The organism is Pseudomonas sp. NA-150 (assembly GCF_044336365.1).
Lineage (GTDB): Bacteria > Pseudomonadota > Gammaproteobacteria > Pseudomonadales > Pseudomonadaceae > Aquipseudomonas.
In genome coordinates, this window is sequence record NZ_CP172305.1 from 6276793 (window position 1) to 6297881 (window position 21089).

Genomic DNA, 21089 nt, shown 5'->3' on the forward strand with positions numbered 1-21089 from the left:
CAACCTCCTGAGAATGGCTCTTGCCTACAACTTAATGCCGTATAGCAAGAGCCAAAAGCCACTTACTACCTCATCGTAAACTCAACCGTCCACGCATGCGTAGATGGGTTGACGGATACAACTCTAGCGTCGCAACGAGCACCGCCGTTGGCCACTGCATTTTTGTTCCACTTGGGGACGGTTACACCACGCACTGGAGTTTTAACGTATGAGGTCGTAAATAGGCACGATTTAGCGCCCATCTGATATCGCACGCTGGCGTAGTTAGCATCTGCGGAAAGGTTGCTTGGGATTTTATAAAAATCTGTCGCTCCTGCCTCTACCTGTGCGTCCGGCGTTATCGTAGCGTTTGCGTATGTGCTGGTCTCATTGGCCGTAATCGCCTGATACACCGCAGCACTCGCCCCATTATTCTTAAACGTAATACCCACCTCAGGCCCGGCCTGTGCCGCAACCGACACCGTCGCAGAAACCAACGCCAACGAAACAACAGCCGAATTTAAAACTCGCATAGTGATACTCCATAAGACCGAAGAATTATTTTTAGATCGGACAAACAAATACAACAGACTCACTGTGCACTCGAGACTATATAAAACCCTCAGACGTATAAATAATCGGAGTTCAATTAACTCTGAAAAAACTACCTGACTGCTCTTCACCCAAAGACTACAGCGCCCTGTTTTAAGGATCTACTCTTCGAACGGATAGGTAACGGATAGGTAACCTGAAAAGCATCCAGTTTTTCCCCGATCCGCTTGATAACCTTGCCCCTCGCCTCCACTTCAAGAACATCGCCCAATCACCCGGAGCCCCCATGTCCGAACCACTGATGATCCCGTGCCCACACTGCAACGGACTCAATCGCATCCCTGCCGACCGTGTTGGCGACCAGCCGAAATGTGGGCGCTGCAAAGAACAGGTGTTGCTTAGCAAGCCGTTTGCACTGACTCAGGGCGACTACGCCAGTCAGATCAAGGGCGATCTGCCGCTGTTGGTGGATGTCTGGGCGGAGTGGTGTGGGCCGTGCAAGTCGTTTGCGCCTACATTCGAGCAGGCGGCCAGTCAGTTGTCGGGGCGTTGCCGGTTGGCGAAGCTGGACAGTGAAGCCAATCAGCAGTTGTCAGCTCAGCTAAACATCCGCTCGATTCCTACATTGATCCTGTTCAAAAATGGCCGCGAAGTCGCCCGTCAGAGTGGCGCGTTCCCCCTGCCACAGTTGATGTCCTGGCTGAACAGCCAAGGGATCTGAAGATTTCTTGCCAAGGCCACCGAAGCTGATTTTTCCGTAGGGAATTTCCGAAACCGGGTTATCGGCCCCACAACGCGAGCGTTTCCCTTTAGCCTTGCCGGTTCCATTGGAGCAGCAGGCAGGGAAGAACCATGGTTTTTGTCATCAGGGAAGGTGATCTCACCAGTACGGACGGCTTCGTCATCAACGCCACGGCAAGGGCGACGGTGCAGTGGCGAAAGCTCGCGAGAATGGGCGATCCGGTGTGGTGCCCGCTGTGTCAGCGTGTCGGTTTCATTGCCCAGGGCAATCCGACGTACATCGATGAATATGTGGCTGTCGCGACCCATAACCAGACGGTGCAGTGCGAATGCCCGCCCGGTAGCCATCGGTTACTGGCAAGCCCTGGCAGCGTTCAGGCCGATATGGAAGCGACCATCAGCATTCCCGCCGACCTCGCCGATATTGCACGCATGAAAGCGGCTCGCCTGAGCGAGGCGATCCACGACGGCTCATGGGGCGAAAAGCTGTTTTCACCGCTGAGGCTATCCGATCAGGGCAGTCCGGATAACCCCTTCGCCCATCATCAGCGCTGAGGGCCATTCTCCAACAGGTTGTGCAACTCAACGAACTGCTGGGTCAACTTGTGCCGTGGTTCGAGGTGAATCAAGGGCACGTTGGCCTGGTGCGACTCACGCATTTTCACCGAGCTGTTGAGGTAAACCGGCAATACCGGCAAGCCTTCAGCGATCAACTCATCAAGGATCTGTTGCGGCAGGCTGGCGCGTGACTGGAACTGGTTGACGATAATGCCTTCCACTTCCAGACCTTCGTTGTGGTCTTCCTTCAGCTCCTCGATTTCCTTGAGCAGGCCGTAAAGCGCCTGCCGGGAAAAACTATCGCAATCGAACGGGATCAACACTCGATCAGCAGCAATCAACGCCGAAACCGCATAAAAGTTCAACGCGGGCGGCGTATCCAGGTAAATGCGCTCGTAGTCCTCGCTCAACTCGTCCAGCAGTTTGCGCAACTTGTTGATCTTGTGCTTCGCCTCCAGCTTCGGCTGCAGGTCGGCCAATTCCGCAGTGGCCGTGACCACGTGCAAATTGTCAAAAGGGGTTTCGTAGATATCGACCTGGTTTTTCTTGGCAAATGGGCCAGAGGAAAGCGTCTGCTTAAAGAAGTCGGCGATACCCATCGGGATGTCATCGCCGGTCAAACCGGTGAGGTACTGGGTCGAATTGGCCTGGGCATCGAGATCGATCAACAGCGTTCGATACCCTTCGCTGGCGCTGACGGCCGCCAAATTGCAGGCAATGCTGGATTTGCCCACCCCGCCCTTCTGATTGAACACCACGCGACGCATGCAAAGACCTCCTTGGTTCTGTAAATGCCAGAATGGCCCCGAGTCTAAGCAATGCGAGGGGCGAGGGCGAGCGCTTCGTCGGAAAGCGACAAGAGCAGGATATCTCGACTTACAACGATGAACCGATATTCCTACATTTGTGAGGTAAAGTTCCTACTGGCTAAAGCGCAACAATCGAAATCTGTAAACCAACAATTTGTAACTGGATTTGCTACTGGTGAGCGCCACCGGGATAATGGTTGCCACTAGGCGCTTGCGCCCCGCCAAGGTTGGTGCCGTTCGGAAACCCGGACGAAAAGTTAGCCCGCAGGGGTGGGAAAGAATTCGTCATGATGTTCAACATTGCACAATGGCGCGCTTGGGCACCCGGCCTAGACACCGCCGACGACTGGCAACAGTGGTGCCTCAACCCATCCGTCATTGACCAGAGCGACGCGACACCGGACGTCTCGTTTTTGCCAGCCATGCAGCGCAGGCGCTTGAGCCGCTTGGCACGAATGGCATTCAGCGTCGGCTGGCCATTAGCCGAAGGTCATCAGCACTTGCCATTGGTATTCGTCTCCCGCCATGGCGAAACGCCACGTACCTTTGATATCTTGCGCGACCTCGCTGCAGATCAGCCGCTGTCACCTACTCAATTCAGTCTCTCGGTGCACAACGCCGTGATTGGCCTGTGGTCGATCATGCGAGGTGAAACCAGCGAAATGACCGCCCTGGCGGCGGCTGGCGATGGCCTGGAACACGGCGTTGTCGAAGCGTGCGCCTTGCTCGCCGAGGGAGCATCTGCGGTCTTGCTGATCGTGACCGAGGACCAGCCGCCACAGGCTTATTCCGACTGGGTCGATGACGTGCCCTTCCCCTACGCAGTGGGGTTGTTACTGACGCCGGGCAGCGACTGGCAACTTTCCCTCGACACTGGAACCGGGAGCCTGCCTGACGCCGAATGGCCTCACGCGCTGAACTTGCTGCGCACGTTATTGAGCGCGCAAACCTTGTGCCAACATTCATGGAACAAACGGCTGTGGAACTGGCAACGACAACCCTGACGAAAACCCGCGACGCCTATTACTGGCGACTGTTTGCTACTGCTCTCAGTTTTGCCCTTTTCGGGTTGGGCGGCTTGTGCCTGCGACTTATAATTTTTCCACTGCTGACACTGCTCCCCGGCAACCGATTGAGCCGTCGGCTGCGGGCTCGGCGCACTGTCAGCCGCCTGTTCTGGCTGTTCATCCGCTTCATGGCGCGCACCGGCGTGCTGACCTACGAGGTTCAGGGCGCCGAAAGACTCGGCCGTCCAGGACAGATGGTCATCGCCAACCACCCGTCGTTGATTGATGTGGTGTTCCTGATCGGTCTGATCCGCGATGCCAACTGCGTGGTGAAACAGAGCCTGTGGCAAAACCCGTTCACCCATAGGACCGTGCGCGCCACTGACTACATCAGTAACGACGGCAGCATGGACATGCTCGACGCCGCCGCAGACGCTCTAAAAGGCGGGCAGACGCTGATTATTTTCCCGGAAGGCACACGCACCCCGCCTGGGCAGACACCCGCCTTTCATCGTGGCGGCGCCGCAATTGCCCTCAGGGGTGCGAAACTTGTCACCCCGGTCACGATTCAGGTCTGCCCAACCACCCTGACCAAGGCCGAACCCTGGTATCGCATTCCCCAACGCCGCGTGCACTTCAGTTTGCGCGTCGGTGCCGATATAGATCCACAAGCCTTCGCTGCGCTGGGCCCGGCGCCTGTCGCCTCGCGCATGCTCAATCAATATTTGCATCAGTATTTTGTAAAGGAGCTCGCCAAAGATGAGCGATCTGCACCTGGAAATTAAACAGTTGATCATCGACGCCCTGGGCCTCGAAGACATCAGCGCTCAAGATATCGGCAACGACCAGACACTGTTCGGCGAAGGTCTGGGCCTGGATTCGGTAGACGCTCTGGAGTTGGGTCTGGCCATCCAGAAGCGCTATGGCATCAAAATCGACGCTGACGCCAATGACACCCGCAACCATTTCACCAGCGTGGACAGCCTTGCGGCCTTTGTCAGCGCCAGAAGAGTGGCCTGAAAAATGACCGTGCAAGACGCTGTAATGCAAACCCGCGAAGACATTTTCGACACCTTGCGCACGGCGCTGGTCGAGCTGTTCGAGCTCGAGCCGGAGCGCGTCCATCTGGAGTCCAACCTGTATCAGGATCTGGAAATCGACAGCATTGACGCCGTGGACCTGATCGACCACATCAAGCGCAAGACCGGCAAGAAAATCGCTGCTGAAGAGTTCAAATCCGTACGCACCGTCAACGACGTGGTCGAGGCGGTCTACCGTCTGGTCAACCCCGCCGCATGAGCCGGTTGGTTGGCCTCGGCCTGTTGCTGGCGGGGGTTCTTTATCCTTTCGCCGTGTATTTCGGCCTTGGCCATTTCGCTCCCTGGCAGTTTGCATTGTTGCTGGGCGCACTGTGGCTGGCGCGCGGGCTGGTGGGTGAACGGCGGCCGGGCAACGTATGGATGGCGGTATTTGCGGTCGGATTCTGCGTATTGCTCGGGGTGTTCGACAGCCCGTTGATGCTGCGTTGGTATCCGGTGCTGAGCAGCCTGTTCATGCTCAGCGTGTTCGGCATCAGCCTGATTTTCGGCCCACCCGTGATTGAGCGCCTGGCGCGCCTGACCGACCCCGAACTGCCGGAGGTCGCGATCCGCTATACGCGTCAGGTCACCCAGGTCTGGTGTCTGTTTTTTCTGGGCAACGCGTCGATCGCGGCAGCGCTGACCCTGTGGGCGCCACTGAGCTGGTGGACGCTGTACAACGGCCTGATTTCCTACGGCCTGATGGGCCTGTTGTTTGCTGGCGAATGGCTGGTGCGCCAACGTGTACGAGGACGCGCATGAATTGGATATCACTTGAGCATCTGTTGCTTGAGGCTTTACCGTCCCGCGCGCTGACCACGGCGCCGCTGCTTGATCACGCAAGCTTCGTTGATCGGGCATTGCGCGTGGCTGGCGGTTTGCGCGCACGCGGCGTCACGCGCCTGGCTTTGCATCTGGAAGATGCCGGTGAGTTGGCCGTGGCCTTGTTCGGTGCCTGGCGCGCGGGTGTCAGCGTACTCTTGCCTGCCGACCTGCAGGCGCAAACCCGTGCCCGCTGGTCAAGCGAAGTCGACCTGTGGCTCAGCGATCAAGCCGACGATGTGCAACTGGACGCGTTGCTCGCAGCCCCACTGTCGCCCGCCACGCTGGACCTCGACGCCTGCCGTCTGAGCCTGTGTACCTCCGGTTCCAGCGGTGAACCCAAGCTGATCGAAAAACGCCTGTGGCAGATCGCCAATGAGGTCAACACTCTGGAGCGCCTGTGGGGCACGGACCTCGGTACGGCCTGCATCATCGGCAGCGTCGCCACGCAACACATCTACGGCTTGCTGTTCCGCGTGCTGTGGCCGTTGTGTGCCGGTCGGACCTTTGTGCGCAAACAGCTGCCATTTCCTGAAGACTTGCAGCGAATCAGCCGTGAACACCCGGTATTTGCCTGGGTGGCCAGCCCCGCGCTACTCAAACGCATGGGCGATAACCTGGATTGGTCGGCCATGAGCGCGGTGCGTCGGGTGTTTTCCTCTGGCGGTGCCTTGCCGATCGAAGCTGCGCAAGAGCTGTATCAGCGCCTGGGCCAATGGCCAAGCGAGATTCTCGGCAGCTCGGAGACCGGCGGTATTGCCTGGCGCCAAGGGGACACGCTGTGGCAGGCCTTTGAAGGTATCCAACTGAGCCAGGACAGCGACGGCGCCCTGGTCATCGAATCGCCTTACTTGCCCGTCGGACATATCGAGCACAGCGCCGACGCAGCTCGCTTCCAGGACGACGGGCGCTTCGAGCTGCTGGGTCGACTGGACCGTATCGTCAAACTCGAAGATAAACGGGTGTCTTTGCCGCTACTGGAGCGGGCGCTGGAAAGTCACGAGTGGGTCCGCGAAGCCCGTCTGGGCATGGTCCGGGAAAACCGAGCGTCACTCGGTGTGCTGGTGGTGCTCAGCGCCAGCGGTCTGCATACATTGCGTAATCACGGCCGGCGCGCACTGACCGAGCAACTGCGTGAACATCTGCGCCCGCATTGCGAAACCATCGCCCTGCCGCGTCGCTGGCGGTTATTGCGGCAATTGCCGTTCAACGCCCAAGGTAAATTGCCACAGGCCAAGGTCGAGGCGTTGCTGCTGGCTCCGCGCCCCCAGGAACCCGAGCTCATCAACCAGCAACACATTGATGAGGAATTGCGCCTGGAGCTGATGATCCCGCCAGACCTGGCGTATTTCAGCGGACATTTCCCACAGGCGCCTGTGCTGCCTGGCGTCGTCCAGGTCGATTGGGCGTTGAGCCTTGGCCAACAGTTATTGGAATTGCCGCCGCGTTTCGCCGGCATGGAAGTGCTCAAGTTTCAGCAACTGGTCCGTCCCGGCGACCTGATCACCCTGACCCTGCGCTTCGATGCAGCACGCAGCAAATTGCACTTCACCTACCGTAATGGCGATGCGGCGTGCGCCAGCGGGCGGATATTGCTGGAGGCTGCGCATGCATAAGCCTTCACAATATCCTTGTATGCCTGCCCCAATATCCCTTGCCCAAGAGCCGGCCATGCATAACCCCTGCGCCATCATTCCGGTCTATAACCACGAACTGGCCGTGCCTGCCGTAGTGCATGAATTACTCAACGCCGGCCTGCCCTGCGTGCTAGTGGACGACGGCAGCAGCCCTGACTGTGCTGGCGTATTGCGCTCCCTGGCCGAGCAAGACAAGGTCTATCTGGTGCAATTGGCCGTTAACCAAGGCAAGGGCGGCGCGGTCATGGTCGGGTTGCGCGAGGCGGCGCGCCTGGGGTTCAGCCATGCGCTGCAAGTGGATGCCGACGGCCAGCACGATCTGAACGACATCGCGCTGTTTCTCGACGCCTCGCGCAGTCACCCACAGTCGTTGATCTGCGGCTACCCGCTATACGATGCCAGCGTGCCCAAGGTACGTCTGTATGCGCGTTACTTGACCCACGTCTGGGTCTGGATCAACAGCTTGTCGTTGCAGATTCCCGATTCGATGTGCGGTTTCCGGGTTTATCCCTTGGCGCCCACGCTGCACCTGATCAACACCGTACAACTGGGTAAGCGCATGGACTTCGACACAGAAATTCTCGTGCGCCTGTCATGGCGCAATCAGCCGATGCACTGGTTGCCAACCAAGGTTCACTACCCACAGGACGGTCTGTCGCACTTTCGCATGATCCACGACAACGCACTGATCTCGAAGATGCACACCAAGCTGTTCTTCGGCATGTTGGGTCGTCTGCCGCTGATTCTGTGGCGACGGTGGTTGCCATGAGCGAATCGAAACAGCATTGGGCCGATCAGGAGGAACGCGGCAGTTTCGCGCTGATGAAGCTCACCGCCTGGGGGGTGCGCATTCTTGGTCGCCGGGTGTTGAGTCCCGTGCTGCACGGCATCGTGCTGTACTTCTTCATGTTCGGTCGCGGCGCCCGGCAGAGCGCCTGGCAATACCAGCAATACCTGGCGGACTGGAGCGGAAAATCCACGCTGCAACCGACGCGCTGGCGAGTGTTCAAGCAGTTCATGGCGTTTGCCGATGCATTGCTCGACAAGCTTGACGTGTGGAACGGCAAGCTGCGGCTGGAGCAACTCGAGATCGTCGACAACGCGCTGTTACGACCGCAACTGCGCAGCGGCGGGCGAGGGCAGATGCTGGTGGGCACACACCTCGGCAATCTGGAAGTCTGTCGCGCGCTGGCCGAGCTGGGCGAACGGGTCACCATGAACGTGCTGGTCCACACCAAGCACGCCGAGCGCTTCAATCGCCTGTTGGGCGAAGCTGGCGCGACCAACTTGCGCTTGGTTCAGGTCAGCGAACTGGACCCGGCAACCATGCTGCAACTGAGTCAGCGCCTGGACGACGGCGAATGGCTGGCCATCGCCGGCGACCGCGTGCCGCTGCATGGCGGGCGTCACGTGAAGGTGGACTTTCTTGGCCACCCCGCAGCGTTCCCGCAAGGCCCGTGGCTGCTGGCCGGGCTGCTGAAATGCCCAATCAACCTGATTTTTTGTCTCAAAGGCGCCAACGGTTATCGAGTGATTCTCGAACCCTTCGCCGATGCCATCCAATGGCGCCGCAGTGATCGACAACAAGTGATCGCCGAACACACCCAGCGCTACGCCGAACGCCTCGGCCACTACTGCCTTGAGGCACCGCAGCAATGGTTCAATTTCTACCCTTTCTGGAAATCCCATGACGACCCAAGTGTTTGACAGCGTAACCTTCGGCGAGCGACCTTTGCAGATTGAGCACGTGTTGGCACTGGCCAATCGTCAAGCACCGACCCAATTGCAGAGTGACACCGCGTTCCGCCAGCGCATCGCCAAAGGCGCGCAATTCCTCGACTCGCTGCTGGACAAGGAAGGCGTGATCTATGGCGTGACCACCGGTTACGGCGACTCCTGCGTAGTCGCAGTGCCACTGCAACACGTCGAAGCCCTGCCGCGTCATCTGTACACCTTTCACGGTTGCGGCCTCGGCAAGATGCTCGATGCCCAAGCCACTCGTGCGGTGCTGGCGGCGCGTTTGCAGTCGCTGTGTCAGGGCGTTTCGGGTGTGCGCGTGGAGTTGCTGGAACGCCTGCAAGCGTTTCTCGACCAGGACATCCTGCCGCTGATTCCGGAAGAAGGCTCGGTCGGCGCCAGTGGCGATTTGACGCCGCTGTCCTACGTCGCAGCGACCCTGTCCGGCGAGCGCGAAGTGATGTTCCGTGGCGAACGCCGCGATGCCAGTGACGTGCATCGTCAGTTGGGTTGGGACCCGTTGGTGTTGCGGCCGAAAGAAGCCCTGGCGCTGATGAACGGCACGGCAGTGATGACCGGTATCGCTTGTCTGGCTTTTTCCCGCGCCGATTACCTGCTGCAACTGGCCACGCGTATTACCGCGATGAACGTCGTTGCATTGCAGGGCAACCCCGAGCACTTCGACGAACGCCTGTTCGCTGCCAAGCCTCATCCGGGGCAGATGCAAGTCGCTGCCTGGATCCGCCAGGACCTGGCCATCGACGCCCCGACCGCACCCCTGCATCGCTTGCAGGATCGCTACTCCCTGCGCTGCGCACCCCACGTGCTGGGCGTGTTGGCTGACAGCCTGAACTGGCTGCGCTCGTTCATCGAAATCGAATTGAACAGCGCCAACGACAACCCGATCATCGATGCCGAAGAGGAGCGCGTGCTGCATGGCGGCCACTTCTACGGTGGCCACATCGCGTTCGCCATGGACAGCCTGAAAACCCTGGTGGCCAACGTCGCTGACCTGTTGGATCGACAATTGGCGCTGCTGGTAGACGTGCGTTACAACCACGGCCTGCCGAGCAACCTGTCCGGCGCCAGCGCAGAGCGAGCGATGATCAACCACGGCTTCAAAGCGGTGCAGATTGGCACCAGCGCCTGGACTGCCGAAGCGCTGAAAAACACCATGCCCGCCAGCGTGTTCTCGCGCTCCACCGAGTGTCACAATCAAGACAAAGTCAGCATGGGCACCATCGCCGCCCGTGACGCCATCCGTGTACTGGAGCTGACTGAACAAGTCGCTGCCGCAAGCTTGCTCGCCGCCAATCAGGGCGTGTGGTTGCGCAGCCAGGCCGAGGACGCACGCCCACTGCCGCCAGCCCTGGCTGCCATGCACGAGCAACTGCGCGCGGACTTTCCGCCCGTGATCGAAGACCGCGCACTGGAAGGCGAACTGCGCCTGTGCCTGAAGCGCATCGCTGAACGCCACTGGAGGCTGCATGCGCAGTAAAGGCCTGATCCACGTAGACACGGAAGTGTCGGTGCCGTTTTTCGACATCGACATGATGAACGTTGTCTGGCACGGCCATTACGTGAAATACCTCGAAGTGGCGCGCTGCGCGCTGCTCGACCAACTGGATCACAATTACGCGCAGATGCGCGAGGCCGGTTATGCGTGGCCCGTGATCGACCTGCAATTGCGCTACGTGCGCGGTGCAGTGTTCGGCCAACGACTGAACGTGCGCGCCAGTCTGGTGGAGTGGGAAAATCGCCTGAAGATCAATTACCTGATTACCGACGCGGCGACCGGCGAACGCCTGACCCGCGCCATGACCGTGCAAGTGGCGGTGGAGATCGCCAGCCGCGAGATGCAACTGGTGTCGCCCCAAGTATTCATCGACGCTGTACAGAGAGCCCTGCAATGACTGCGAAAACCTTGAGCCGCGCGCTGTGTGTCCTGGCACTGAGCTGCCTGTCGTCGCTGGCCAACGCCTTCGATTTGCAGCAGTTGAGCGTGCAATTGGCCAAGCCGGCAGTGATCCACGGTGACTTCATTCAGGAAAAACACCTGCGCGCCCTGCCACAGCCGCTGACCAGCAAAGGCAAGTTCGTGCTGGCCAAGGACTATGGCCTGCTGTGGCTGCTGGCGACTCCGCTGAAGCAGGACTATCGGATCAACGCCACCGGCATCGCCCGACGCGATACCAACGGTTGGCAAGTGCTGCCGAACAAGAGCGCCGGCGCCGAGCAGAACCGTTTGTTCCTCGCCGTGCTGCAAGGCGACAGCAGCGGCCTGCAACGTGATTTCGAGCTGCAACTCAAGGGCGATGCCCAGGCCTGGCAACTGACCCTGATTCCTCGCTCGTTACTGCTGCAACAAGTGTTCAAACAGATCAACATCGATGGCGGCGAACTGGTGCAGCGCATCGAGTTGCTGGAAACCCAAGGCGACAGTACGGTACTGCGCATGATCGACAGCAGCAGTGCTGAAAGCTTGAGCGATGCGGAGCACCACGACTTTGTCGACTGACCGTTGGACGGTGCTCGAGCGCCGACTGCCGCGCCTGTTTTTACTGCTGTTGCTGGCAGTGCTGGCGCTCGCGGGCTGGCAATGGCGCAATGGTCCTCCGCTGTCGGCCAACCTGATGGAGCTGGTGCCCGGGTCAAGCCCGGACGCGCTGGAGTTGCGTGCCGAAGAACGCATGCAAGAACCGCTCAATCGCGAAATGCTGGTACTGGTCGGTCATGCGGATCGGCAGCACGCCATTGATTTGGCTCAACAGTTGGGCGAGCAATGGCAGGCCAGCGGCTTGTTCGAAAAGGTCCAGTGGAACCTGCAAGCCGACCTCCCCGGTCTGCGCCAGCAATTGCTCCAGGGTCGACTGGCGATGCTGTCGCCAACGGACCGCACGCAGCTGATCGAACAACCCCAGGCCTTTATCCAGCAACGGGTAGAAAGCCTGTTCGACCCCTTCACCGGTTTCAGTCTGGTGCCCAGCCAGGATGACTGGCTCGGCCTGACCGGACGCATCCAAAACAGCCAGCCACAGCATGGCTCGGTGCAACTGGATATCGGCAGCGGCGCACTGATCGCTACCGCAGACGGCAAAAGCTGGGTGTTGCTGCGTGCGCGTACCAAGGGCAACGCATTCGACATGCACCTGCCAATGCAGGTCGAGGACTTGCTGAACAAGGCCCGCGAACAAGCAGGGCAAGCCGATGGACAATTGCTCGCCGCCAGCGGCTTGCTGTATGCCGCCAACGGTCAGCGCCAGGCAACGCGGGAAATCACCTGGGTCGGTGGCGGTGCCACGCTGGGTATTTTGCTGTTGCTGCTGTTGGCCTTCCGCCGCTGGCGGGTGCTGCTGGCGTTCATCCCGGTGGTGGTCGGCATGCTGTTCGGCGCCGTGAGCTGCGTCGCGCTGTTCGGCCATATGCACGTGATAACCCTGGTGCTGGGTTCCAGCCTCATCGGTGTGGCCGTGGATTACCCGCTGCACTACCTGTCGAAAGGCTGGAGCATGAAATCCTGGCGCAGTTGGTCGGCCTTGCGCCTGACGCTGTCCGGTCTGAGCCTCAGCCTGGTCACTAGCTGCATCGGTTATCTGGCGCTCGCCTGGACGCCGTTCCCCGCACTCACGCAGATCGCCGTGTTTTCCGCCGCGGGCTTGGTGGGCGCTTATCTGACGGCGGTGTGCTTACTGCCGGCACTGTTCAACAACCTTGAACTGCGTCCCGCGCAATGGCCGCTGCGGATTGCCGAATGCCTGTTGGCGGTTCGCAGCGCGCTGCTGTTGCGCTTCAAAACGCCGGTGTTGTTTGTCCTGTTGATGCTGTTCTGCGCCGCCGGGCTGTGGCAACTGACCACAAAGAACGACATCCGCCAATGGGTCTCGGCGCCACCGCAGTTGACCGCCGAAGCGCAATCGATCGCGCGGATTACCGGTTACCAACCGACCAGCCAGTTTTTCCTGGTGCGCGCGGCGGATCAACAACAGCTGCTGGAGCGTCAGGCCGCGCTGACTCAGCGCCTCGATCAACTGGTCAGCCTCGACAAGCTGCAAGGCTATCTGGCCCTGAGCCAACTGCTCAGCCCGCCCAGCGAACAATTGCGACTGCACGATGCGCTGAGCCATCTGCCGCTGTTCTGGAAACCGCTGACCGACGTCGGGGTGCCGGAAGATGCGTTGCAAACCGAGCTGGCACGCTTGCAGATGTTGCCAGTGCAAGACATTGACACCGCGCTGGCCGGGCCGTTGGGCGAGCCTTGGCGCACGTTGTGGTTGGGCAAAACGCAGAACGGCGTGGCGGGCATGGTCAGCCTGCAAGGCTTGAACAATGCTGCGCTGCTACGCGTACAAGCACTGGGGCTGGAGGGCGTACAACTGGTGGATCGCCTTGGCGATTTGAACAATGTGTTCGCCGCAACGCAAATCAGCGCGGCGGAGTTGAAACTGCTGTCTTGCGGCTTGATCGTGCTGTTGTTGATCCTGCCGTTCGGGCTTAAAGGCGCGCTGCGGGTGATCGCCCTGCCATTGCTGGCCGCCTTGTGCAGCCTCGCCAGCCTTGGTTGGCTGGGCCAGCCACTGACCTTGTTCAGTTTGTTCGGCTTGCTGTTGGTCACGGCGATCAGCGTTGACTACGCGATCCTGATGCGCGAGCAGGTCGGCGGCGCGGCGGTCAGCCTGCTCGGCACCTTGCTCGCCGCCGCCACCACTTGGCTGTCCTTCGGCCTGCTGGCGGTTTCCAGCACCCCGGCGATCAGCAACTTCGGACTGTCCGTGAGCCTTGGCCTGGCCTTCAGCTTCATGCTCGCGCCGTGGGCCGGGCAGCAAACGCACGCGGCAGTCGTCGCCGAGGTTGAAGCATGAGCATCGTTCTGTTCTGGCTGCTGGCCCTGCTGCTGTTTGCGCTGGCGACCTGGCTGGGGCAGCGCCTGGGGTTGATTCCGATCGTCAGCCAGCTGTTACTGGCGACCTTTGGCATCCCGTTGCTGATGCTGGTGTGGATCGAACCGCACTGGCAGCTCAGCGGCGCGCAACTGGTAGCGCCCGTGTGGCTGCATAACCTGTACAGCCTCGGTTTTGCCATGCTGCTCGGCAATATTCTCAGCGACGTGATCGAGCTGCGCATGGATCGGCAGAGTCTGAAGATCGCGCTGCCCAGTTTTTGCGTACCCTTCGTCTGCGGACTGGCCTGCGCCTTCTGGATACTGCCGACACAACCGTGGCTGAGTTCGCTGGCGGTGGGCCTGGTGTTTGCCATCACCGCCATTCCGGTGCTGTACCTGTACCTGCTGCACATCGGTTACCCGCCCGCCGCCACTCGGCGTCTGGTGCAAACCGCAATCCTGATCGACCTGACGTGCTGGACGATATTCGGCGTCGCCCAAGGCAGCCTGCACCTGAACAGCCTGTTAATACCCCTGCTCGGCGCCTGCTTGCCATTAGTGTTTTGGGTACTGCGCCTGCGCCAGCCCTTGCTCTACAGCCTGAGCTTTTTCTTGCTATTGGTGGTTGCCGAACACTACAAGCTCAACGCGCTGATCTTCGGCATTGGCTATCTGTTTTGCATGGCCCGGCTCAAGATGCCGTTTTTACTGCCAATGCGGGCCGGACTGTTCAAGTGTCTGCAAAACTATCTGGCCATCCCGCTGATCCTGACGTTCGGCATTGTGCAGATCAACATTCACAGCGCTGTCGACAGCCTCGGCTGGCTGCCACTGACTGCGTTGTTGCTGCTGCCCATCGCCAGCAAAGTCCTGGGCAACTGGCTCGGCCTGCGCTGGGCCACGCCATCGTTTGCAGGCGCCAGCCGCTGGCGTGAAAGCCTGCTGCTGAATATTCGCGGCTTGAGTGAGATCGTCTTTCTCAACCTGTTGCTGCAACAACAGTTGATCAGCCCGGCGCTGTACTTCGCGCTGATGTTGATGGGCTTGATCGCCACGCTGATGCCCGCGCTCGCGGGCATGAACCGAACTCTTGTCAACCCAAGCCCAACAGGCAAGGAGCCTTTGTGCCAATAGCTGAAATGGAACGACGCCAGGTCGTTGTGATCGGCGCCGGCCCTTCCGGCGCCATCGCTGCTGCGCTGCTTAAGCGTCAGGGGCACGACGTGCTGATCATCGAGCGCCAACTGTTCCCACGCTTTTCCATTGGCGAAAGCCTGCTCTCGCACTGCCTGGATTTCGTCGAGGAAGCCGGCATGCTCGAAGCCGTGCAGGCCGCCGGGTTCCAAGTAAAAAACGGCGCGGCCTTTGCCTGGCGCGATCAGTACAGCGACTTCAATTTTGGCGACACTTTCAGCAAAGGCAAGCCGACCACCTTTCAAGTCGAGCGTGCGGCTTTCGATAAGTTGTTGGCCGATCAGGCTGAGCTGCAAGGTGTGGAAATCCGTTATCAGCAGGCAATCGTCGCCGCCGATTTCGCGGCAGCCAAACCACAGTTGAGTGTGCGCCGCGAAGATGGCAGTGAGTATCAGCTAGAAGCCGACTTTGTGCTGGATGCCAGTGGTTACGGCCGGGTGCTGCCGCGCTTGCTCGACCTCGAAGCACCGTCGAACTTTCCGATTCGTCAGGCGGTGTTTACCCACGTCGAAGACCATATCGACAGCCCGACCTTCGACCGTGAAAAAATCCTCATCAGCACCCACCCCGAACACCGCGACATCTGGTTCTGGCTGATCCCCTTCAGCCACGGCCGCTGCTCCATGGGCGTGGTCGCGGCCGCCGAGCGCTTCAAGGACAAACCGGACGATCTGGACGCCTGCCTGCGCAGTTTCATCGACCAAACGCCGCACCTCAAGGCGTTGCTGCACAAAGCAATCTGGGACACCCCTGCGCGCTTGATCGGCGGCTACTCGGCCAACGTGAAAACCTTGCACGGCCCCGGCTTTGCGCTGTTGGGTAACGCTGCCGAGTTTCTCGACCCGGTGTTCTCCTCTGGCGTGACCATCGCCATGCGTTCAGCGAGCATGGCGGCAGCTGTGCTGCATCGCCAGTTGCTGGGTGAAAGTGTCGACTGGCAAAAAGAGTTCGCCGTGCCGCTGAAGCGTGGCGTCGACACCTTCCGCGCCTACGTCGAAGGCTGGTACGACGGCAGTTTCCAGGACGTCATTTACTACGCCGGCCGCCAACCGGAAATTAGCGCCATGATCAGTTCGATCCTTGCCGGTTACGCGTGGGACGAACGCAATCCATTCGTCAGCGAGCCGAAACGGCGCCTGCGTATGCTCGCCGAAATCTGCGCGAGGACTGCCCAATGAGCGCCGATTACCTGAGCGACAATTACGTCGAGGAAACCCGCTTCGGCTTCTGGTTCCTGCGCAGCCATACCTGGCAGCATCATGTGTTGCGGGTAGCGATCAACGACTTGCGCAACTTGTTCGACACTCCGCTGCCGGCCGATGCCGTGTTGCTGGATGCCGGCTGCGGTCAGGGCAAATCCTTCCGTTATCTCAAGCAAGTGTTCGCCCCTGCGCGCCTGATGGGCGTCGACGCTGACCCGCAAAGCCTGACACTCAGCGCTGAAGAAGCCCGGCGTCTGGGCCTCGACGTCGAGCTGATCGGCAGCGATTGTGCGAGCCTGAAACTGCCGGACGCCAGCGTCGATGTGCTGTTCTGTCATCAGACCTTTCACCATCTGGTAGAACAGGAACACGCCCTCGCCGAGTTCTATCGCGTGCTGAAACCGGGTGGTTACCTGCTGTTCGCAGAGTCTACAGAGGCGTATATCGACACCTGGGTCATCCGCTGGTTGTTCCGTCATCCGATGCATGTGCAAAAGAGCGCCGAACAGTACCTGGACATGCTGCGTGGCCAGGGTTTTGAGTTTGGCCCGCAGAACGTGTCGTACCCCTATTTGTGGTGGAGTCGCTCGAAGGATTTCGGTCTGTTGGAGCGCCTGGGTTTGCGTAAGCCAGCGCCTTTCGGTCAGCGTGAAGAAACCCTGGTCAACGTGGTGGCACGCAAACCTGTGCAGGGTCACGCAGGATGATTCGCCGCCTGCTGCTTGGCGTCTGCCTGGCGCTGCTGTGCGCGTGCGCCAGCCGCCTGCCGTTGCCTCAAGGCACGCCGCATCTGGCGTTGCCGCTGCAACTGCATGTGCAGCGCGAGCAGGCCGGGCAGACGCAGGATTGGCTGTTGGTGATTCAGCAGGAAGGCGCTGACTTGCGCTGGTCGCTGATGGACCCGCTGGGCATTCCCGTGGCGCGCCAGCGGCTGACCGATGGCAACTGGCAGGCCGATGGCTTGCTGCCGCCCAACCCACCGGCGCGCGAACTGTTCGCCGCGCTGTTGTTCGCCCTGACGCCGCCCCCTGAGTTGCAGGACAATTACCCGGCGGCGCTGTCTGATACTGCACAGCGTCATCTCGGCAGCCGTTGGCGGGTCGAGTACCGCCAACCGCAGGTCTTCGATCTGCACATGGACCAAGGGCTGAGCTACCACGTCAGCCCATTGAACAGCGAAGTCACTCCATGACTGCCTACCTCAACGCACTGGGCGTTATTTGCGCTTTGGGCAACGACAAGACCGAAATCGCCCGCAACCTGTCTGCCGGTGAAAGCCCGGGGATGCTCGACGATGGTGGCTGGGTGGTGGGCCGGCATTTTCCGGTGGGTACGGTGTTGGGTGAGTTGCCGGCGATTCCCGATTCTGTAGGAGCCAACTTGTTGGCGAGCGACTTGACGCGGAATGTCAGGCAGAACGCCTCGCGAACAAGTTCGCTCCTACAGGGCTCGGCAACCGAGTATCGAAGCCGCAACAACCAATTGTTGATGGCCGCCGCCCTGCAAATCGAAGGCGACATCCAGGACGCGATCAAGCGCTACGGTCCTGGCCGCATCGGCGTGATTCTCGGCACCAGCACCTCTGGCATCGATGAAGCCAGCAGTGGCCTGGCGGTTTATCTGCGCGAGCAGCAATTTCCGCCTGAATACGACTATCGCCAGCAAGAACTCGGCGCTCCAGCGAATTTCCTCGCGGCCTGGTTGCAACTCGTTGGCCCCGCGTATGTGATCTCCACTGCCTGCACCTCCAGTGCCCGGGCCCTGCTCAGCGCGCGTCGCCTGCTCGACATGGGCATCTGCGACGCCGTGCTGTGCGGCGGCGTGGATACCTTGTGCAGGCTGACGATGAACGGGTTTTCGGCATTGGAAGCCCTCTCCGAACAACGCTGCAATCCGTTTTCCAGCCAACGCAACGGGATCAACATTGGTGAAGCGGCTGCGCTGTTTTTGATGACCCGCGAATCCAGCGGCAGCAACCCGATTGCCCTGCTTGGCGCTGGCGCCAGCTCTGACGCACACCATATTTCCGCGCCGGAGCCCAATGGCCGTGGCGCGCGCGAGGCCATGCAAAAAGCACTGCTCAGCGCCGACCTGACAGCCGATGCCATCGGCTACCTGAACCTGCACGGCACCGCGACGCCGCATAACGACGCCATGGAAAGCATCGCCGTGAACGCAGTGTTTCCCAGCGGCGTGCCTTGTTCTTCGACCAAGCCGTTGAGCGGCCACACCCTCGGCGCTGCCGGTGCACTGGAAGCCGCGTTCTGCTGGTTGAGCCTGGCTGCGGACAATACCCGCCAGGCATTACCGCCGCATCTCTGGGATGGTCAGCCCGATCCGCAATTACCGGCCCTTGAATGGGTCAAGCCGGGCCAATGCCTGCCACAACCCCATCCACGTCGCCTGATGAGTAACTCCTTCGCGTTCGGCGGCAATAACATCAGCCTGATTATCGGAGACGCCCCATGATCGATTGGCCGCTCGCCGAACTGCTGCCCCACGCCGGCAACATGATCCTGATCGATCACGTCTTGGCGTTCGATGAAGAACAGATTCATACCCGCGTGACCGTGCGCCCTGGCGGCTTGTTCAACCGCGCCGATGGCAGCCTGCCAGCGTGGGTCGGGGTCGAACTCATGGCGCAAAGCGTGGCCGCCTACGCGGGTTGTCAGGCCCGTGAACAAGGCAAACCGGTGGAACTCGGATTCCTGCTGGGCACCCGCAAATTCGAGTGCAATGTCGAACATTTCCCGGTCGGTGCCGAACTGACGATCCATGGCCTGCGCTCGTTGCAAGACGATAACGGCATGGGCGTTTTCGAATGTCACCTGACCGGCCCCGGCATTCAGGCCAGCGCACGCTTGAACGTATACAGCCCGCCAAACATTGCCGACTACCTGGTCGAAAGAGTCCCCTCATGACTGAATCCATACTGGTCACCGGCTCCAGCCGTGGCATCGGCCGCGCCATCGCGCTGCGTCTGGCCCAGGCGGGTTATGACCTGATCCTGCATTGCCGCAGCGGGCGTGCCGAGGCTGAAGCCGTGCAAGGCGAAATCCAGGCCTTGGGCCAACAGGCGCGGATCCTGCAATTCGACGTCGCCGACCGTGCCGCCTGCAAAGCCATTCTCGAAGCCGATGTGGAAACCCATGGCGCCTATTACGGCGTGGTGTGCAACGCCGGCCTGACCCGTGACGGCGCCTTTCCGGCGCTGACCGACGAGGATTGGGACCTGGTGATGCGCACCAACCTCGACGGTTTCTACAACGTTCTGCACCCGGTGATGATGCCGATGATTCGTCGCCGCGCTGCCGGGCGCATTGTCTGCATTACCTCGGTTTCCGGGCTGATCGGCAATCGCGGGCAGGTCAATTACAGCGCGTCGAAAGCCGGCATCATCGGCGCTGCCAAAGCACTGGCCATTGAACTGGGCAAGCGCAAGATCACGGTCAACTGCGTCGCTCCCGGCTTGATCGACACCGCGATGCTCGATGAAAACGTGCCGGTCGACGAACTGCTGAAAATGATTCCCGCACAACGCATGGGCACTCCCGAAGAAGTCGCCGGTGCCGTGAATTTCCTGATGTCGGCCGAGGCCTCGTACATCACCCGCCAGGTCCTGGCGGTCAACGGAGGACTGTGCTGATGAAGCGCGTCGTCGTCACCGGCATGGCCGGTATCACTTCGCTGGGCAGTGACTGGGCCAGCATCGAAGCCAATTTCAACGCCAACCGCAGCGGCATTCGGCGGATGGACGAGTGGGACCGGTTCACTGAACTCAACACTCGTCTCGCCGGCCCGATCGACGATTACGCGGTGCCCAAACACTGGAACCGCAAGCAATTGCGCAGTATGGGGCGCGTGTCACGTCTTGCCGTGGGCGCTGCTGAACAGGCCCTGCTGGACGCCGGCTTGCTGGGTGACGAGATCATTCGCGACGGGCGCATGGGCGTGGCCTGCGGCTCGTCCACCGGCAGCACCGACGAGATCAAAGCCTTCGGCAACATGCTGCTCAATTCGGTGGCGGAGGGCCTGAACGCCAACTCCTACGTGCGGATGATGCCGCACACTACGGCGGCGAATATCAGCATCTTCTTCGGCCTGACCGGTCGCTTGATCCCGACGTCCAGCGCCTGCACCAGCGGCAGCCAAGGCATCGGTTATGCCTATGAATCGATCAAGTTCGGCCGTCTGCCACTGATGCTCGCTGGCGGCGCGGAAGAGTTGTGCCCCACCGAGGCCATGGTGTTTGACGCGCTGTACGCCACCAGCCTGAAAAACGACGCCCCACACACCAGCCCGCGCCCTTACGACAATGGCCGCGACGGTCTGGTGATCGGCGAAGGCGGCGGCATACTGGTGCTGGAAGAACTGGAACACGCCCTGGCCCGAGGCGCGCGGATTCATGCCGAGATCGTCGGCTTCGGCAGCAACGCCGACGGTGCCCACACCACCCGCCCGGAGCAAGTCACCATGCGCCGCGCAATGGAGCTGGCGCTGGAAGACGCGCAATTGCCGCCCGAAGCCATCGGTTACGTGAATGGTCACGGCACCGCCACGGAACAAGGCGACATCGCCGAAACCGTGGCCACCCACAGCCTGTTCGGTTCGCGGATGCCCATCAGTTCGCAGAAGAGCTTTCTCGGTCATACCTTGGGCGCCTGTGGTGCGCTGGAATCGTGGTTCTCGATCGAGATGATGAACCGCGACCGTTACATCCACACCCTCAACCTCGATGCCGTCGACCCACGCTGTGCCGAACTGGACTACCTGCGGGGCGAGCCTCGACACATGAGCAACCAGTTCGTGATGAACAACAACTTTGCATTCGGGGGGGTTAATACTTCGCTGATTTTCCGTCGCTGGCCATAAAATGCTTTTGCCGCGCCGCGC

The 21089-nt window shown here is 60.4% G+C and carries 23 protein-coding genes; 22 read left to right on the top strand and 1 reads right to left on the bottom strand.

Going from position 1 to position 21089, the window contains the following annotated elements; all coding sequences use genetic code 11:
• Positions 1-817 precede the first annotated feature (817 nt).
• Together trxC and ACF0H7_RS29235 are read left to right on the top strand one after the other, a co-directional pair.
• Complete coding sequence (gene trxC / locus ACF0H7_RS29230) at positions 818-1252, top strand: thioredoxin TrxC (RefSeq protein ID WP_397450271.1); 435 nt, start codon at positions 818-820, stop codon at positions 1250-1252.
• Between the two features lie 131 nt (positions 1253-1383).
• Entirely contained in the window at positions 1384-1827 is a 444-nt protein-coding gene (locus ACF0H7_RS29235) for a PAAR domain-containing protein (RefSeq protein ID WP_397450272.1), read from the top strand.
• Here ACF0H7_RS29235 and ACF0H7_RS29240 read toward each other — a convergent pair.
• Positions 1818-2597 carry a ParA family protein gene (locus ACF0H7_RS29240; RefSeq protein WP_397450273.1) on the bottom strand — a complete coding sequence of 260 codons (780 nt, stop codon included), beginning with the start codon at positions 2595-2597 and terminating at the stop codon, positions 1818-1820. The two genes, ACF0H7_RS29235 and ACF0H7_RS29240, sit on opposite strands and share 10 nt — an antisense overlap.
• Positions 2598-2926: 329 nt before the next feature.
• On the opposite strand from ACF0H7_RS29240, the gene ACF0H7_RS29245 reads away from it, so the two are divergent.
• Genes ACF0H7_RS29245 through ACF0H7_RS29340 form a run of 20 tightly spaced genes read left to right on the top strand, consistent with a single transcriptional unit; the run spans position 2927 to position 21068 of the window.
• Positions 2927-3643, top strand: coding sequence for a beta-ketoacyl synthase chain length factor (locus ACF0H7_RS29245; protein ID WP_397450274.1), 717 nt, complete (start codon positions 2927-2929; stop codon positions 3641-3643).
• Positions 3619-4431, top strand: coding sequence for a lysophospholipid acyltransferase family protein (locus ACF0H7_RS29250; RefSeq protein ID WP_397454057.1), 813 nt, complete (start codon positions 3619-3621; stop codon positions 4429-4431). Before ACF0H7_RS29245 ends, ACF0H7_RS29250 begins: the two co-directional genes overlap by 25 nt.
• Positions 4406-4666: a phosphopantetheine-binding protein gene (locus ACF0H7_RS29255; RefSeq protein WP_397450275.1), complete on the top strand. Its 261-nt coding sequence runs from the start codon at positions 4406-4408 to the stop codon at positions 4664-4666. The genes ACF0H7_RS29250 and ACF0H7_RS29255 overlap by 26 nt, the downstream gene beginning before the upstream one ends.
• 24 nt (positions 4667-4690) lie before the next feature.
• On the top strand, positions 4691-4945 hold the full coding sequence (locus ACF0H7_RS29260; protein ID WP_397454059.1) for an acyl carrier protein: 255 nt from the start codon (positions 4691-4693) through the stop codon (positions 4943-4945).
• Positions 4942-5487 carry a hypothetical protein gene (locus ACF0H7_RS29265; protein WP_397450276.1) on the top strand — a complete coding sequence of 182 codons (546 nt, stop codon included), beginning with the start codon at positions 4942-4944 and terminating at the stop codon, positions 5485-5487. The genes ACF0H7_RS29260 and ACF0H7_RS29265 overlap by 4 nt, the downstream gene beginning before the upstream one ends.
• On the top strand, positions 5484-7163 hold the full coding sequence (locus tag ACF0H7_RS29270; protein ID WP_397450277.1) for an AMP-binding protein: 1680 nt from the start codon (positions 5484-5486) through the stop codon (positions 7161-7163). The genes ACF0H7_RS29265 and ACF0H7_RS29270 overlap by 4 nt, the downstream gene beginning before the upstream one ends.
• 55 nt (positions 7164-7218) lie before the next feature.
• Positions 7219-7953, top strand: a complete 735-nt coding sequence (locus ACF0H7_RS29275) for a glycosyltransferase family 2 protein (RefSeq protein ID WP_397450278.1) — start codon at positions 7219-7221, stop codon at positions 7951-7953.
• Positions 7950-8891, top strand: a complete 942-nt coding sequence (locus ACF0H7_RS29280) for a glycosyl transferase (protein ID WP_397450279.1) — start codon at positions 7950-7952, stop codon at positions 8889-8891. Before ACF0H7_RS29275 ends, ACF0H7_RS29280 begins: the two co-directional genes overlap by 4 nt.
• A complete protein-coding gene (gene hutH, locus ACF0H7_RS29285; RefSeq protein WP_397450280.1) occupies positions 8872-10419 on the top strand; it encodes a histidine ammonia-lyase in 1548 nt (515 codons plus the stop codon). The genes ACF0H7_RS29280 and hutH overlap by 20 nt, the downstream gene beginning before the upstream one ends.
• Positions 10409-10834: an acyl-CoA thioesterase gene (locus ACF0H7_RS29290; RefSeq protein WP_397450281.1), complete on the top strand. Its 426-nt coding sequence runs from the start codon at positions 10409-10411 to the stop codon at positions 10832-10834. The genes hutH and ACF0H7_RS29290 overlap by 11 nt, the downstream gene beginning before the upstream one ends.
• Positions 10831-11439: an outer membrane lipoprotein carrier protein LolA gene (locus tag ACF0H7_RS29295; protein ID WP_397450282.1), complete on the top strand. Its 609-nt coding sequence runs from the start codon at positions 10831-10833 to the stop codon at positions 11437-11439. The genes ACF0H7_RS29290 and ACF0H7_RS29295 overlap by 4 nt, the downstream gene beginning before the upstream one ends.
• Entirely contained in the window at positions 11411-13780 is a 2370-nt protein-coding gene (locus ACF0H7_RS29300) for an MMPL family transporter (RefSeq protein ID WP_397450283.1), read from the top strand. The genes ACF0H7_RS29295 and ACF0H7_RS29300 overlap by 29 nt, the downstream gene beginning before the upstream one ends.
• Positions 13777-14934, top strand: coding sequence for a sodium:proton antiporter (locus ACF0H7_RS29305; protein ID WP_397450284.1), 1158 nt, complete (start codon positions 13777-13779; stop codon positions 14932-14934). Before ACF0H7_RS29300 ends, ACF0H7_RS29305 begins: the two co-directional genes overlap by 4 nt.
• Complete coding sequence (locus ACF0H7_RS29310) at positions 14925-16172, top strand: NAD(P)/FAD-dependent oxidoreductase (protein WP_397450285.1); 1248 nt, start codon at positions 14925-14927, stop codon at positions 16170-16172. Before ACF0H7_RS29305 ends, ACF0H7_RS29310 begins: the two co-directional genes overlap by 10 nt.
• Positions 16169-16903, top strand: coding sequence for a class I SAM-dependent methyltransferase (locus ACF0H7_RS29315; protein ID WP_397450286.1), 735 nt, complete (start codon positions 16169-16171; stop codon positions 16901-16903). The genes ACF0H7_RS29310 and ACF0H7_RS29315 overlap by 4 nt, the downstream gene beginning before the upstream one ends.
• On the top strand, positions 16900-17388 hold the full coding sequence (locus tag ACF0H7_RS29320) for a DUF3261 domain-containing protein (protein ID WP_397450287.1): 489 nt from the start codon (positions 16900-16902) through the stop codon (positions 17386-17388). Before ACF0H7_RS29315 ends, ACF0H7_RS29320 begins: the two co-directional genes overlap by 4 nt.
• Positions 17385-18665, top strand: coding sequence for a beta-ketoacyl-[acyl-carrier-protein] synthase family protein (locus ACF0H7_RS29325; protein ID WP_397450288.1), 1281 nt, complete (start codon positions 17385-17387; stop codon positions 18663-18665). The genes ACF0H7_RS29320 and ACF0H7_RS29325 overlap by 4 nt, the downstream gene beginning before the upstream one ends.
• Entirely contained in the window at positions 18662-19117 is a 456-nt protein-coding gene (locus tag ACF0H7_RS29330) for a 3-hydroxylacyl-ACP dehydratase (protein ID WP_397450289.1), read from the top strand. The genes ACF0H7_RS29325 and ACF0H7_RS29330 overlap by 4 nt, the downstream gene beginning before the upstream one ends.
• Positions 19114-19842, top strand: coding sequence for a 3-oxoacyl-ACP reductase FabG (gene fabG / locus ACF0H7_RS29335; RefSeq protein WP_397450290.1), 729 nt, complete (start codon positions 19114-19116; stop codon positions 19840-19842). The genes ACF0H7_RS29330 and fabG overlap by 4 nt, the downstream gene beginning before the upstream one ends.
• Complete coding sequence (locus ACF0H7_RS29340) at positions 19842-21068, top strand: beta-ketoacyl-ACP synthase (protein WP_397450291.1); 1227 nt, start codon at positions 19842-19844, stop codon at positions 21066-21068. The genes fabG and ACF0H7_RS29340 overlap by 1 nt, the downstream gene beginning before the upstream one ends.
• Positions 21069-21089: the final 21 nt, after the last annotated feature.